The 14,062-nt window shown below is 69.2% G+C and carries 10 protein-coding genes; 7 read left to right on the top strand and 3 right to left on the bottom strand.

Annotated elements, in window-relative coordinates; genetic code table 11:
• Positions 1 to 23: 23 nt before the first annotated feature.
• Together F6W70_RS09905 and valS are read right to left on the bottom strand one after the other, a co-directional pair.
• Positions 24 to 239, bottom strand: a complete 216-nt coding sequence (locus F6W70_RS09905) for a hypothetical protein (RefSeq protein WP_055867525.1) — start codon at positions 237 to 239, stop codon at positions 24 to 26.
• A complete protein-coding gene (valS, locus tag F6W70_RS09900) occupies positions 239 to 2,854 on the bottom strand; it encodes a valine--tRNA ligase (protein WP_151486511.1) in 2,616 nt (871 codons plus the stop codon). The genes F6W70_RS09905 and valS overlap by 1 nt, the downstream gene beginning before the upstream one ends.
• A 170-nt stretch (positions 2,855 to 3,024) precedes the next feature.
• Between valS and F6W70_RS09895 the strand changes: the two genes are divergently transcribed.
• Genes F6W70_RS09895 through F6W70_RS09880 form a run of 4 tightly spaced genes read left to right on the top strand, consistent with a single transcriptional unit; the run spans position 3,025 to position 7,925 of the window.
• A complete protein-coding gene (locus F6W70_RS09895) occupies positions 3,025 to 4,638 on the top strand; it encodes an ABC transporter substrate-binding protein (protein ID WP_151486510.1) in 1,614 nt (537 codons plus the stop codon).
• Positions 4,639 to 4,663: 25 nt separating this feature from the next.
• Positions 4,664 to 5,611, top strand: coding sequence for an ABC transporter permease (locus F6W70_RS09890; RefSeq protein WP_151486509.1), 948 nt, complete (start codon positions 4,664 to 4,666; stop codon positions 5,609 to 5,611).
• A complete protein-coding gene (locus F6W70_RS09885) occupies positions 5,608 to 6,420 on the top strand; it encodes an ABC transporter permease (protein WP_151486508.1) in 813 nt (270 codons plus the stop codon). Before F6W70_RS09890 ends, F6W70_RS09885 begins: the two co-directional genes overlap by 4 nt.
• Positions 6,417 to 7,925 carry an ATP-binding cassette domain-containing protein gene (locus tag F6W70_RS09880; RefSeq protein ID WP_151486507.1) on the top strand — a complete coding sequence of 503 codons (1,509 nt, stop codon included), beginning with the start codon at positions 6,417 to 6,419 and terminating at the stop codon, positions 7,923 to 7,925. The genes F6W70_RS09885 and F6W70_RS09880 overlap by 4 nt, the downstream gene beginning before the upstream one ends.
• A 25-nt stretch (positions 7,926 to 7,950) precedes the next feature.
• On the opposite strand, the gene F6W70_RS09875 is transcribed toward F6W70_RS09880, so the two are convergent.
• Positions 7,951 to 8,601: a pentapeptide repeat-containing protein gene (locus F6W70_RS09875; RefSeq protein WP_151486506.1), complete on the bottom strand. Its 651-nt coding sequence runs from the start codon at positions 8,599 to 8,601 to the stop codon at positions 7,951 to 7,953.
• A gap of 312 nt (positions 8,602 to 8,913) precedes the next feature.
• Between F6W70_RS09875 and ileS the strand changes: the two genes are divergently transcribed.
• Genes ileS through F6W70_RS09860 form a run of 3 tightly spaced genes read left to right on the top strand, consistent with a single transcriptional unit; the run spans position 8,914 to position 14,062 of the window.
• On the top strand, positions 8,914 to 12,303 hold the full coding sequence (ileS, locus tag F6W70_RS09870) for an isoleucine--tRNA ligase (RefSeq protein WP_151486505.1): 3,390 nt from the start codon (positions 8,914 to 8,916) through the stop codon (positions 12,301 to 12,303).
• Positions 12,300 to 13,652 carry a bifunctional folylpolyglutamate synthase/dihydrofolate synthase gene (locus F6W70_RS09865; RefSeq protein ID WP_055867556.1) on the top strand — a complete coding sequence of 451 codons (1,353 nt, stop codon included), beginning with the start codon at positions 12,300 to 12,302 and terminating at the stop codon, positions 13,650 to 13,652. Before ileS ends, F6W70_RS09865 begins: the two co-directional genes overlap by 4 nt.
• Entirely contained in the window at positions 13,649 to 14,062 is a 414-nt protein-coding gene (locus F6W70_RS09860) for a DUF4233 domain-containing protein (protein ID WP_229778863.1), read from the top strand. The genes F6W70_RS09865 and F6W70_RS09860 overlap by 4 nt, the downstream gene beginning before the upstream one ends.

Raw genomic sequence — 14,062 nt, 5'->3', positions numbered from 1 at the left:
CCGCCTCATCCTGGCGGGGAGGTTCAGTCTTCGAAGGGGCGGGCGACGATCTCGCCGGAGGCGGTCTGGAAGACCTCCCACCCCGCGTCGAGCTCAGCGATCGCGCGGCCTTCCAGCCAGGTGAGCGTCCAGTGACCGGTCAGCCCCTTGGCCTCGACCTCGGCGATCGCCGGTCGCAGGGAGGCGGGGACGGAGGCCGGAGCCTCGGACCCCGCCGCCCAGCGCGTGCCCAGCTGCATCAGGACGCCTCGACCGGAGCGAGCTCGATCGCGGTGACCGCGAACGCCTCCGCCTCGGTGAACTCGAGCTCGGCGATGCGGCCGACGGCGCGGAGGTCGTCGGCCGCATCGCGGAGGGCGTCGAGCTTCGCGGCGGGGGCGGCGATCGCCGCGCGCGAGACCGGAGTCTTCTGCGAGGCCTTCGCCTCGGTCTTCGCGCGGCGGATGCCGATCAGCGCTTCACTGGCTGCAGCCAGCACCGCCGGGTCGCCGTCGATGCCGAGCGGCGTCGGCCACGCGGCCGTGTGCACGGAGCCCTCTTCGAACCAGGACCACGACTCCTCTGCCGCGAAGGACAGCACCGGAGCCAGCAGGCGGAGCAGCGTCGACAGGGCCAGACGCAGCGAGAGCGCCGCGGAGGCCTGTCCCACGTCGGCCTGGTTGTAGGCGCGCTCCTTCACGAGCTCGAGGTAGTCGTCGCAGAACGTCCAGAAGAAGGCCTCGGTGAGCTCCAGCGCACGAGCGGCGTCGTACCGCTCGAACGCCTTGGTGGCCTCGACGACGACGCTGTCGAGCGCGGTCAGCATCGACGCGTCGAGGGCGTGAGTCACCTGCGCACCCTCGGGCACGGGGAACGACAGCACGAACTTCGCCGCGTTCAGTACCTTGATGGCCAGACGGCGACCGATCTTCACCTGCGTCGGGTTCTGCGGGTCGAACGCCGCGTCCATGCCGAGGCGGCTCGAGGCGGCCCAATAGCGCACCGCGTCGGAGCCGTGGGCCTCGAGCACGTCGGCCGGGGTGACCACGTTGCCCTTCGACTTCGACATCTTCTTGCGGTCGGGGTCGACGATGAATCCGGAGATCGCGGCGTTGCGCCACGGCGTCCTGCCGTCTTCGAGCGTCGAGCGCAGCATCGTCGAGAACAGCCAGGTGCGGATGATGTCCTGACCCTGGGGGCGCAGGTCGAACGGAGCGGTGAGCTGCCAGAGCTCCTCGTCGCGCTGCCAGCCACCCGCGAGCTGCGGGGTGAGGGACGAGGTCGCCCAGGTGTCGAGGATGTCGGCCTCGGCGTCGAAGCCGCCCGCCACGCCGCGCTGGTCCTCGGTGTATCCGGCGGGCACGTCGGTGGTCGGGTCGATCGGGAGCGTCGCCGCATCCGGGGTGAGCACGCGGTCGTAGTCGCGCTCGCCGTTCTCGTCCAGGGCGTACCAGAGGGGGATCGGCACACCGAAGAAGCGCTGACGCGACACCAGCCAGTCGCCGGTCAGGCCGCCGACCCAGTTCTCGTAGCGCACACGCATGAACTCGGGGTGCCAGGCGAGCTCCTCGCCGTGGGCGATGAGCTTGTCGCGCAGCTCGCCGTCGCGGGCGCCGTTGCGGATGTACCACTGCCGCGTGGAGACGATCTCGAGCGGACGGTCGCCCTTCTCGAAGAACTTCACCGCGTGGTTGAACGGCTTGCCGACAGCGGTCATGTCGCCCGTCGCCTGCAGCTTCTCCACGATCGCCTTGCGCGCGCTGAAGACGGTCTTGCCCGCGATCTCCTCGCCGTACCAGGTCGCCGCCTCGGGGTTCGCGACGGAGGCGGGGGCATCAGGCAGGAATCGCCCGTCCAGGCCGATCGTGGTCATGTTCGGCAGCGACTCGTTGTCGGTGGTGCGCAGCTCGCGCCACCAGATGATGTCGGTCACATCGCCGAAGGTGCAGACCATGGCAGCGCCGGTGCCCTTGTCGGGCTGGGCGAGGTGGTGCCCGTGGATCTCGATCTCGGCGCCGAAGAAGGGGGTCTTCACCTTGGTGCCGATGAGGTGCTTGTGCGGGCCCTCAGGGTGCGTCACGATCGCGATGCACGCGGGGAGCAGCTCCGGGCGGGTGGTGTCGATCGCAATCGATCCCGAGCCGTCCGCGAAGGGGAACTCGATCGTGTGATAGGCCGCCTGCTGGTCGCGGTCCTCGAGCTCGGCCTGCGCGATGGCGGAGCGGAAGTCGATGTCCCACAGCGTCGGGGCCAGCGCCTGATACGCCTCACCGCGCTCGATGTTGCGCAGGAACGCGAGCTGGCTCTGACGGATGGTGTCGTCGGAGATCGTGCGGTAGGTCTGCGTCCAGTCCACGCTCAGTCCGAGCTGGCGGAACAGTGCTTCGAACTGCTTCTCGTCCTCGATCGTGAGGCGCTCGCAGAGTTCGATGAAGTTGCGGCGGCTGATCGGCTGCTGATCGGCTGCACGGCTGGACTTGTTGTCGCCACCCTCGAACGGGGGTGTGAAGTCGGGCGTGTAGGGGAGCGAGGGGTCGCACCGCACACCGTAGTAGTTCTGCACGCGGCGCTCGGTGGGCAGGCCGTTGTCGTCCCATCCCATCGGGTAGAACACGGTCTTGCCGCGCATACGCTCGAAGCGCGCCTTCACGTCGGTGTGCGTGTACGAGAACACGTGTCCGATGTGCAGGCTGCCCGATGCCGTGGGAGGAGGGGTGTCGATCGAATACACGCCGTCACGGCCGGCCTGTGCCGCGCGCAGACGATCGAACAGGTAGGTGCCCTGCTCGGCCCATGCGGCATCCCACTTCGCTTCGAGGCCTTCGAGTACGGGCTTGTCGGGAATCTGGTTCTGCGACGATTCGGAAGCAGGCATGAAGGTCTCCTCGAGCGATGTATGCGGCACTGTGTGAGCGTGCCTGAGTGTGGGTGGTGCCGAACAGTCTACCGAGCATCGCGGGGCCGGCAGGTCGCCGCAGATCGACCCGGTCCAACAATCCGCCGTAGGATGGAGGGATCCCGACCCGCTCGTCCAGAGGAATCGTCATGCCCGCAAAATCAGTGCGTCGTCTCCTGCCCTTCGCGGCGCTCGCCGCTGCCACCGCGCTGGTGCTCAGCGCCTGCGCGGCCCCCGGTTCCGAGGGAGAAGGCGGAGGAGAGCTGGTGTGGTCCATCGAGGGCGCGAACCTCTCGGCCGGGCACATGGACCCGCAGGTGAGCCAGCTCGACGTCTCCGGCATGGTGCAGCGGGCCGTGCTCGACTCGCTGGTTTTCCAGGAGGCGGACGGAACGTTCAGCCCGTGGCTTGCGAAGAGCTGGGAAGTCTCGCCGGACAGCACGGAGTACACCTTCGTGCTCCGGGACGACGTGACCTTCACCGATGGCGAGAAGTTCGACGCCGCCGCGGTCAAGGCGAACTTCGACCGCATCGTCGACCCCGAGACGGCTTCCGCTCAGGCTGCCAGCATGCTCGGCGCCGATTTCTACAAGGGCACGGAGGTCGTCGACGACTACACGGTCACGGTGACCTTCACCCAGCCGTACGCCCCGTTCCTGCAGGCGGCGAGCACGCCGCAGCTGGGCTTCTACTCGCCGGCCGTGCTCGCGAAGTCCGCAGACAAGCTCAAGGCCGGCGGACCCGACATCACCGTGGGCACCGGGCCGTTCGAGCTCACCGAGTACACGCCAGACCAGGAGATCGTCTACACCCGCAACGACGACTACGCGTGGGGTCCGCACGACACCGAGGCTCCGAAGTTCGAGACCCTGCGCGTCGAGATCCAGCCGGAGGCCTCGGTCCGCACCGGTGTCGTCACCAGCGGCGAGGCCGACCTCGCCAGCAACATCCCGCCGAACCTCGCGAAGGACCTCGGCGACGGCGTCACAGTTGACTCGATCGAGTACCCGGGGCTGCCGTACTCGCTGTACCTGAACGAGAAGTACGGGGTGTTCGCCGACGAGAAGGTGCGCCAGGCCTTCGCCCGCGGCATCGACATCGACGCCGCTGTCGAGGAGATCTACTTCGGACAGTTCCCGCGGGCATGGAGCATCCTCGGCTCGACGACTCCGGGCTACGACGCGTCGCTCGAGGGCAGCTGGCCGTTCGATCAGGATGCGGCCGATGCGCTGCTCGACGAGGCCGGATGGACGGATCGCGACGCCGACGGCATCCGCATGAAGGACGGCAAGCGACTCTCCGTGCGCTGGATCGCCTGGACGCCGGTTCCCGACGACCGCGCCGCGCTGGGCAACGCCATCCAGTCGGACCTGAAGAGCATCGGCTTCGAGGTTCAGCGTGAGGAGCTCGAGCCCGGCGCCTACAACGAGCAGTACGAGCCGAAGACCTTCGATCTGACCGACTGGGGCTTCTCGGGCGTCGATCCCGATCTGCTGCGCAGTCACCTGCACACCGACGGATTCCAGAACGCCTCGCAGGTGAGCGACCCGCAGATCGACGCCTTGCTCGAACAGGCCGTCGCCTCCAGCGACCAGGACAAGCGCAACGAGCTGTACACCCAGCTGCAGCAGTGGAACGCCACGTACACGGCCATCGTGCCGCTGTACAGCCCATCGGCGATCACGGCCGTCGGCGACCGCGTCGAGGGACTCGAGTACGACCTGTACGGTCGGCCGCTGTTCTACGATGTGACCGTCGGCTGAACCGTCGACGGAGCGGAGGGCACGGGTGGTGAAGGCTGCTCTCGCCCGTATCGCCGGTCTGGTCGCATCCGTCGTCATCGTCCTGTGGGGCGCGGCGACCGTCGCCTTCCTCGCGTTCCGGGTGATCCCCGGTGACCCCGTCTCGGTGATGCTGGGGCCCCAGGCGCAGGTGAGTGAGGCCGTCAAGGACGGGATCCGCGCCGACCTGGGACTGGACCGTCCACCGTTCGAGCAGTACCTCGGCTTCATCGGCCAGCTCGCTCGGGGAGATCTGGGGGAGTCGTACCAGCTGCGGATGCCGGTGACGGAGGTGATCGGACGTCAGCTCGGAGCGACGGTGCAGCTCTCGGTGCTCGCGCTCGTGATCGCCCTCGTGCTCGCGCTCGCGGTGGCGGTCCTCGTGCGGGGCAGGGCAGCGCGCACGATCGCGGCCGCTGTGGAGCTCGTGGTGCTCTCCTCCCCGGTGTTCTGGATCGGGCTCGTCCTGCTCAGCGTCTTCGCGTTCGGACTGGGCTGGTTCCCGGTGTCGGGAGCCCGCAACCCCGCCACGCTCATCCTGCCGGCGCTCACTCTCGCGCTCCCCGTCGCCGCGCTGCTCAGCCAGGTGCTGCGTGACGGGCTGATGCAGGCGGAGCGCATGCCGTTCGCCGAGACGGTGCGTGCCCGGGGTGCGAGCCCCTCGTGGTTCACCCTGCGGCACGGACTGCGGCACGGCGCCGCATCGGCCGTGACGCTCGCGGCCTACCTGACCGGATCGGTGCTCGGTGGTGCGGTGCTGGTGGAGACCGTGTTCGCGCGTCCGGGCCTGGGCCGCGTGACCCTCGCCGCGATCAGCGACCGCGACCTGCCGGTGATCACCGGGATCATCCTGCTGAGCGCCCTGGTCTTCGTCGCGGTGAACCTCGTGGTCGAACTCGTGCATCCCCTGATCGATCCGCGTGTCAGGGCCTCGCGAGCCGGAGACATCCGATGAGGCGCGCGCAGCGGGTGCTGCTGTGGGTCGCGATCGTGGTGCTCGCGGTGATCGTGTTCGCGGCGCTCTGGCCCGGCGTGCTCGCCACTCACGATCCGCTGCAGACCGCCGTTCGCTCCGCCCTGCTTCCGCCGAGTGCCGAGCACCTGTTCGGCACCGACCAGAGCGGGCGCGACGTGTACTCGCGAGTCATCTACGGCGCAGGGCGTTCGCTGGGCATCGGACTCCTCGCCACGGGGGTGGCGCTCGTCGTCGGGCTCGTCATCGGCGTGCTCGCCGGAGTCGCGCCGAAGGGCATCGATACCACCGTGATGCGGGTGAACGACGTGCTGATGGCCTTCCCCGAGTTCCTCGTCGCGCTGGTCGTGGTCGCGGTCCTGGGTCCGGGGCCGGTGAACATCGCGATCGCGGTGACCCTGGCCGCTGTGCCCGTCTACATCCGGCTGGCGCGCGTGCAGACGCAGACGCTGCGCGTCGCCGAGCACGTCGAGGCGGCCCGCATCCTCGGCGTCCCGCGGGTGCGCGCGTTCACCCGGCACGTGGTGCCCGGCGTCCTCGGCGCACTGAGCGTGCTCGCGACCATCGGCATCGGTTCGAGCATCCTGGCCGCGGCCGGGCTCAGCTTCCTGGGTCTCGGCCCCTCGGAGCCGACACCGGAGTGGGGGCTCATGCTCGCCGGTGGTCGCAACGTGCTGGGACAGGCGTGGTGGATCTCGCTCTTCCCCGGCATCGCGATCACGCTCACCGTGGTGTCGGCGACGGTCGTCGGACGGATCCTGCGGGCGCGCGCAGACGGGAGGGCGGCATGAACGCTGCACTGCAGGTGCGGGGGCTGCGGATCGCCTTCGACGGGAAGCGCGTGGTGGACGACGTCTCCTTCACGGTCGAACGCGGGGAGTGCGTCGCGATCGTCGGGGAGTCCGGCGCGGGGAAGTCGCTCACGGCCCGCGCACTGCTGGGGTTGACGCCGGCAGAGGCCGCCGTCTCCCTGGAGGGCCTCCTCATCGACGAAAGGGATGCCGCCGGGCTCTCCGAACGTGCGTGGCGCGACCTTCGCGGAGCCGGGATCGCGCTCGTCTCCCAGGACGCTCTGGTCTCGCTCGACCCCCTTCGCCGGGTCGGGGCGGAGGTCGCCGAGCCGCTGCTGCTGCATCGGCTAGTCCGCGGACGTGCGGCGCTGGCGGGGCGGGTGCAGGAGCTTCTGGCGCGGGTATGGATGCCCGACCCCGAACGTCGCTCCCGACAGCACCCGCACGAGCTCTCCGGAGGCCTCCGACAGCGGGCGCTCATCGCCTCCGCACTCGCCGCGGGCCCCGCCGTGCTGATCGCGGACGAGCCGACGACCGCACTCGATGCCACCGTGCAGGCCCGGATCCTCGGACTGCTGCGCGAGATCACCGATGCAGGTACCGCGCTCGTCTTCATCAGTCATGACTTCGCCGCGGTTCGCCGGATCGCCGACCGAGTCCTCGTGATGAAGGATGGCATCGTGGTCGAATCCGGCACGGTCTCCGAGGTGCTCGAGAACCCCCGGCACGAGTACACGAAGCAGCTCATCGCCGCGACGATGCACGATCCCAGAGCTGCGGCCCCCACGGAGTCCTCGCCGGTGCTGATCGCCCGCGGCCTCTCGCGCAGCTTCGCCACGGTGCCCGCCGTCATCGACGCGACGTTCACGGTGAAGGACGGACAGACGCTCGGCATCGTGGGGGAGTCAGGGTCGGGCAAGACGACACTCGCGCGCATGATCGTCGGGGTCGACACGCCGGACAGCGGCACCCTGCGGTGGACGGCGGAGCGACGGGTGCAACTCGTGCACCAGAACCCGCTCGGCGCCTTCGATCCACGGTGGACGATCGGCCGATCGCTGCGGGAGGGACTGGAGGCGGGCGGCGTGCCTCGCGCGCGACGTGTCGCCCGCGTCGGGGAGCTCCTCGCCGAGGTCGGTCTTTCGCCGGAGATCGCCGACAGGCGTCCGAGCGCCCTCTCCGGGGGTCAGCGACAGCGGGCTGCGATCGCCCGCGCGCTCGCCGCCGACCCGGAGGTGCTGGTGCTGGACGAACCCGTCTCGGCGCTCGACCCCTCGGTGCGGGAGCGGGTGCTGCGGTTGCTCGGCCGGTTGCAGCAGGAGCGGCAGCTGACGATGATCCTCGTCTCCCACGATCTCGACGTGGTCGGCGCGGTCGCCGACGAGGTGCTCGTGATGCAGGAGGGACGGATCGTCGAGCAGGGGGCGACCGTCGACGTGTTCGCCTCGCCCCAGCATCCGTTCACGCGGGAGCTGCTCGACGCGAGTGGCCCCGCCGGCTTCTGATCTGCCGTCAGTCCTTGATCTGCCGTCAGTCCTTGATCTGGATGCCGATGCCCGCCGCCAGCGCCGGGGCGAGCTGCTGCACCTGGAACGAGGTGAGGGTGGCCCCGCGGAGGCTGTGGGCGTCGAGATAGGCGACGGCGTCGAGCCCACGCAGATCCACGTCTTTCGCACGCATGCCCCGTGGGTCGACCTCGTCGCTCGATGTGGCTGTGAAGCGCACACGGGAGAGCTCGGCCTGCGGCATGTCGATGGTGCGGATGCTGCACCCCGAGATCTCGAGATCGGTGATCTTGGCCGCCCCCAGATTCAGATAGTCGATGCGCACATCCCGCAGGTCGAGCTCCGAGATGAGCGCCTCGCTGAGGTCGAGAGTGCCGATACGCCCGCCGCTGATCCGCACCCGCCGCACACCGGCATCGCGCATGCGGAGCGAGGCGATGCGCACACCGGACATGTCGACGTCGACGACCGTCGCGCCGGTGAGGTCGATGGCGTCCGCGTCGGCGCTCAGGATGCACTGCTCCAGCGTCGAGTAGGCGAGATCGACGGTGCCGTTCAGGTCGAGCCTGGCGGCGATGAGGTCGGCGCTGCGCGCGGGAAATGCAGGCTCGAGCACGGGCGGCAGGTCGGGAGCGGTGATGCGGGGAGGGGCGGGGGACTCGGGGGTGCGGGCCATGCTTCGAGCGTAGGGTGCGCCGGCGACATCGCTCCCGGCGCGCGGGAGGCCGGGGCCAGGAGAGCAGAGGAGCGTCCTGAGGGTGTACGCACGCGTACACTGGACACACGAGCGTCGATCCGGCCATCACCGGGGAGCTCTCGGAAGAACGGCGTCGCCTTCGGGAAGCGCTCAGTAGAACCGAGCGGGGCAGGCCCGTCACAGCCGCAGTGAGAGTGGTCGCGTCGTAAGGCGTGGCACGCGAGGTGGTACCGCGGTCCGCGAGGATCGTCCTCGCAGGAGCATCCGCCACGACGACCACTGCGAGACACGATGACCTACCCCCGTTCCTCCTTCGGCCCCGCCGCCGATTCCGTCGCGCCCAGCCCCCGCTTCCCGCAGATCGAGGAGGAGGTGCTCGCGTTCTGGAAGACGGACGACACCTTCCGCGCCTCGATCGCGCAGCGTGAGGGCTCACCCGAATGGGTGTTCTACGACGGGCCTCCGTTCGCGAACGGCCTGCCGCACTACGGTCACCTGCTCACCGGGTACGCGAAGGACGTGTTCCCGCGCTTCCAGACCATGACCGGCCACAAGGTCGATCGTGTCTTCGGGTGGGACACGCACGGGCTGCCGGCCGAGCTCGAGGCCATGAAGCAGCTCGGGATCACCGAGAAGGCCGAGATCGAGGAGATGGGCATCGACGTCTTCAACGCGAAGGCGAAGAGCTCGGTCCTGACCTACACGCACGAGTGGCAGGACTACGTCACCCGTCAGGCGCGCTGGGTCGACTTCGAGCGCGGGTACAAGACGCTCGACCTCGGCTACATGGAGAGCGTGCTGTGGGCGTTCAAGACCCTCTACGACAAGGGCCTCGCCTACGAGGGATACCGCGTGCTGCCGTACTGCTGGCGCGATGAGACTCCGCTCAGCGCCCACGAGCTGCGCATGGACGACGACGTCTACCAGATGCGTCAGGACCCGTCCGTCACGGTCACCTTCCCGCTGACGGGAGCCAAGGCGGAAGCGCTCGGTCTCACCGGCGTCCGCGCCCTCGCCTGGACGACCACGCCCTGGACCCTGCCGACCAACCTCGCGCTCGCCGTGGGCCCGGAGATCGAGTACGTCGTGCTCCCCGCCGGTCCGAACGGTGCGGCCGACGTGCACCAGGCCGCAGGGACCACGGATGCCGCTATCGAGTCCTCCGCGCACCGCTACCTGCTCGCCCGTCAGCTCGTCGGCGGATACGCCAAGGACCTCGGCTACGAGAGCACCGAAGAGGCTCTCGCGGCCGTCGACGCCACGGTCCGCGGCGCCGAGCTGCAGGATGTGACGTACGACCGGCTGTTCGACTACTACGCCGACACCGAGACCTACGGGACCGAGAACGCCTGGCGCATCCTGGTCGACGACTACGTCACCGTCAGCGACGGCACCGGCATCGTCCACCAGGCCCCGGCCTACGGTGAGGACGACCAGCGTGTCGCCGGCGCCGCTGGGATCCCCACGATCCTGTCCCTCGACGACGGTGGACGCTTCCTCCCGAACGTCACCGATGTGGCGGGCGAGCTGTGGATGGAGGCGAACACGCCGCTCGTGCGCCTGATCCGCGACAACGGTCGTCTGATCCGCCTGCAGAGCTACGAGCACTCGTACCCGCACTGCTGGCGCTGCCGGAACCCCCTGATCTACAAGGCCGTCTCGAGCTGGTTCATCCGCGTGACGGACATCAAGGACGACCTGCTCGCGAACAACGAGCAGATCACGTGGGTGCCGGAGAACGTCAAGCACGGGCAGTTCGGCAAGTGGCTCGAAGGCGCGCGCGACTGGTCGATCAGCCGCAACCGCTACTGGGGTTCGCCGATCCCGATCTGGAAGAGCGACGACCCGGAGTACCCGCGTGTCGACGCCTACGGCTCGCTGGAGGAGCTCGAGCGCGACTTCGGCACGTTGCCGCGCAACCCCGAGGGCGAGATCGACCTGCACCGGCCGTACATCGACGACCTCACGCGCCCGAACCCCGACGACCCCACCGGCAAGAGCACGATGCGCCGCATCGAAGACGTCTTCGACGTGTGGTTCGACTCGGGCTCGATGCCCTATGCGCAGGTGCACTACCCGTTCGAGAACCAGGAGTGGTTCGACTCGCACTCGCCGGCCGACTTCATCGTCGAGTACATCGGGCAGACCCGCGGATGGTTCTACGTCATGCACGTGCTGTCGACCGCGCTGTTCGATCGCCCCGCGTTCACGGGTGTCAGCTGCCACGGCATCGTGCTCGGCAGCGACGGCTACAAGATGTCGAAGTCGCTGCGCAACTACCCCGACGTGTCCGAGGTGCTCGACCGCGACGGCTCCGACGCGATGCGCTGGTTCCTGATGTCGAGCTCGGTGCTGCGCGGAGGCAACCTCGCCGTCACCGAGGAGGGCATCCGCTCGGGCGTCCGCGAATTCCTGCTGCCGCTGTGGAACTCGTGGTACTTCTTCGCGACCTACGCCAATGCATCCGGCGCCGACGGATACGAGGCCTCCTGGCGCACCGACTCCACCGATGTGCTCGACCGCTACATCCTGGCGCGTCTGGGCGACCTCGTCCGCGAGGTGCGCGCCGACCTCGAGGGCCTCGACTCCACCACCGCGTCCGCGCGTCTGCGTGACTTCGCCGAGGTGCTCACCAACTGGTACATCCGGCGCTCGCGCGACCGCTTCTGGACCGGCGTGACGGAAGACCCGAAGAGCCGCGAGGCCTTCGACACGCTCTACACCGTGCTCGAGACGCTCACCCGTGTCGCGGCGCCTCTCGTACCGCTCGTCAGCGAGCGCGTGTGGCAGGGCCTCACCGGCGGACGCAGCGTGCACCTGACCGACTGGCCCGACGCGGCGCAGTTCCCGGCGGCGGACGAGATCCGCGACGCGATGGACGCGGTACGCGAGCTGTCGAGCGTCGGCAATGCTCTGCGCAAGAAGGAGAAGCTGCGCGTGCGCCTCCCGCTCGCCCGCTTCACCGTGGTCTCGCCGCTGGCGGCGTCGCTCGGCCAGTTCGAGGACATCCTCCGCGAGGAGCTGAACGTGAAGTCGGTGGAGCTCGTTCCGCTCGCCGATGACACGGCGACGGAGTACGGCATCGCCCACCGCCTCAGCGTCAACGCCCGCGCGGCGGGGCCGCGTCTGGGCAAGGAGGTGCAGAAGGCCATCCAGGCTGCGCGTTCGGGAGACTGGAGCGAGGTCTCTGGCGTCGTGACCGCGGGCGGCATCGTGCTCGAACCCTCGGAGTACGAGCTCGTGCTCGAGACCACGGGCCGCCCGGAGGGAGAGGCTCTCGCCATCGTCCCCACCGGCGGCTTCGTGCTGCTCGACACGACGACGACCCCGGAGCTGGAAGCCGAGGGGCTCGCCCGCGATGTGATCCGCGCCGTGCAGGAGACCCGCAAGAACGCCGACTTCGACGTCAGCGATCGCATCCAGCTGGTGCTCCGGTTCCAGGACGACGTGGACACCACAGCTGTCGTCTCCGCCTTCGACCTCGCCGGGATCGCGGCGGAGACCCTGGCCGAGGAGTACTTCGTGATCGACGCGCAGGGCGACTCGATCTTCGGACACGGGACGGTGCTCGCCGCCGCCGCGGCAGTGACGCCCGAGTTCTCCGCCGTCATCCCCGCCGGTACCTATGCGAACGCCGGTGACTTCACGATCGCCGTCACCAGGATGGGAGCAGCAGCATGAGCGCCGCCGACCGGGCCGATGCCGTCTACGAAGCCCTTCTGAGCCGCGCGGGAGAGCGCTGGGTCCAGCCCCGCAAGGAGCGCACCGCCCGCATCCTCGCCTTCCTCGACGACCCGCAGCGCACCTACCGCGTCGTGCACATCACGGGCACGAACGGCAAGACGTCGACCGCGCGGATGATCGAGAGCCTGTTGCGGGCGCACGATCTGCGCACCGGACTGTTCACGAGTCCCCACCTCGAGCGCTTCACCGAGCGCATCATGATCGACGGCGAGCCGATCGCCGACGAGGCGGTGGCGGACGCGTGGGACGAGATCGAGCCGTTCGTCGACATCGTCGACGCCGAGCTCGAGGCAGCCGGCGACGCTCCGCTGACGTTCTTCGAGCTGCTGACCGTGCTGGCGTTCGTCGCAGTGGCCGACGCGCCGATCGACGTGCTGGTGCTCGAGGTCGGCATGGGCGGCGAGTGGGATTCCACGAACACGGCCGATGGTGACGTGGCGGTGTTCGCCCCGATCGACATCGACCACGCCGACCGTCTCGGCAGCACGATCGCCGAGATCGCCGAGGTCAAGGCCGGCATCATCAAGGAGGGCGCGGCGGTGGTGTCGGCCCAGCAGCCCGCAGAGGCGGCCGAGGTGCTGCGTCGGGTGGCGGCAGAGCGCAACGCGACCATCGCCTTCGAGGGCGAGGAGTTCGGTCTCACGGAGCAGAAGCTCGCGGTCGGTGGGCAGCTGCTCACGATCCGCGGCCTGGCGGGGGAGTACGCCGAGGAGTACCTCCCGCTCTACGGTGCGCACCAGGGGCACAACGCCGCTCTCGCCGTCGCCGCCGTCGAGTCGCTCATCGGCGGGGCCACCCAGCGCATCGCCGCGGACATCGTCACGGCAGGCCTGCAGGAGAGCACCTCGCCCGGAAGGCTGCAGCTACTCGGCATCGCCCCGACCGTGATCGTCGACGCCGCGCACAACCCGCACGGCGCCAAGGCGCTCGCTCAGGCGCTGGACGACAGCTTCGACTTCGACGAGTGGGGTCTGGTGCTCGGTGTGCTCGCCGACAAGGACGCCGCCGGTATCGTCGCTGAGCTGGCTCCCACCGCGGCTCACGTGTTCGCCACCGCTCCGGATTCCGACCGCGCGAGCGATGCAGATGCGATCGCCGACCTCGTCGAGCAGAACGGACAGCGCGCGACCGTGCACCACTCGCTCGCCGATGCCGCCGACGCCGCGCGTGAGTGGGCCGCATCCTCCGACCGGCGTGCGGTGATCATCGCGGGGTCGGTCGTGCTCGCCGGTGAGGCGATCGCGCTGGCGCAGGACGAGGATTGGAAGGCGGGGTGGCGCGCATGAGTGCCGAGGCGACACCTGCTCGCCGGCCACGTCCGCCGCGCACCCTCGTGCAGAAGCTCGCACCGGTCGTGCTGGGCTTCGAGGCCATCGTGGTCTTCCTCGTCGGCCTCACGATCTTCGGGCTGCGCCAGCTTCCCGAGGGGATCGAGCAGTGGTGGGCGATCGTCGCCGGCGCCGTGCTCGCGCTCGCCTGCATCGTGATCGCCGGGATGATCACGAAGCCCTGGGCGCTCACCGCAGGATGGGTCATCCAGGCCGTCGTCGCCCTGTCGGCGTTCTTCGTCCCGTCGATCCTGCTCGTCGTCCTGATTTTCGGCGGCATGTGGGCGTATGCGACCATCGGAGGGGCCCGATTGGACGCACGACGCCCCGCCGAGCCCACGACCGAGACTCAGACAGAGAGTGAATGA

The sequence above is a fragment of the Microbacterium maritypicum genome, from assembly GCF_008868125.1.
In the GTDB taxonomy this organism is placed as follows: Bacteria; Actinomycetota; Actinomycetes; order Actinomycetales; family Microbacteriaceae; genus Microbacterium; species Microbacterium maritypicum.
This window is presented reverse-complemented; position numbering and strand designations above follow the sequence as displayed.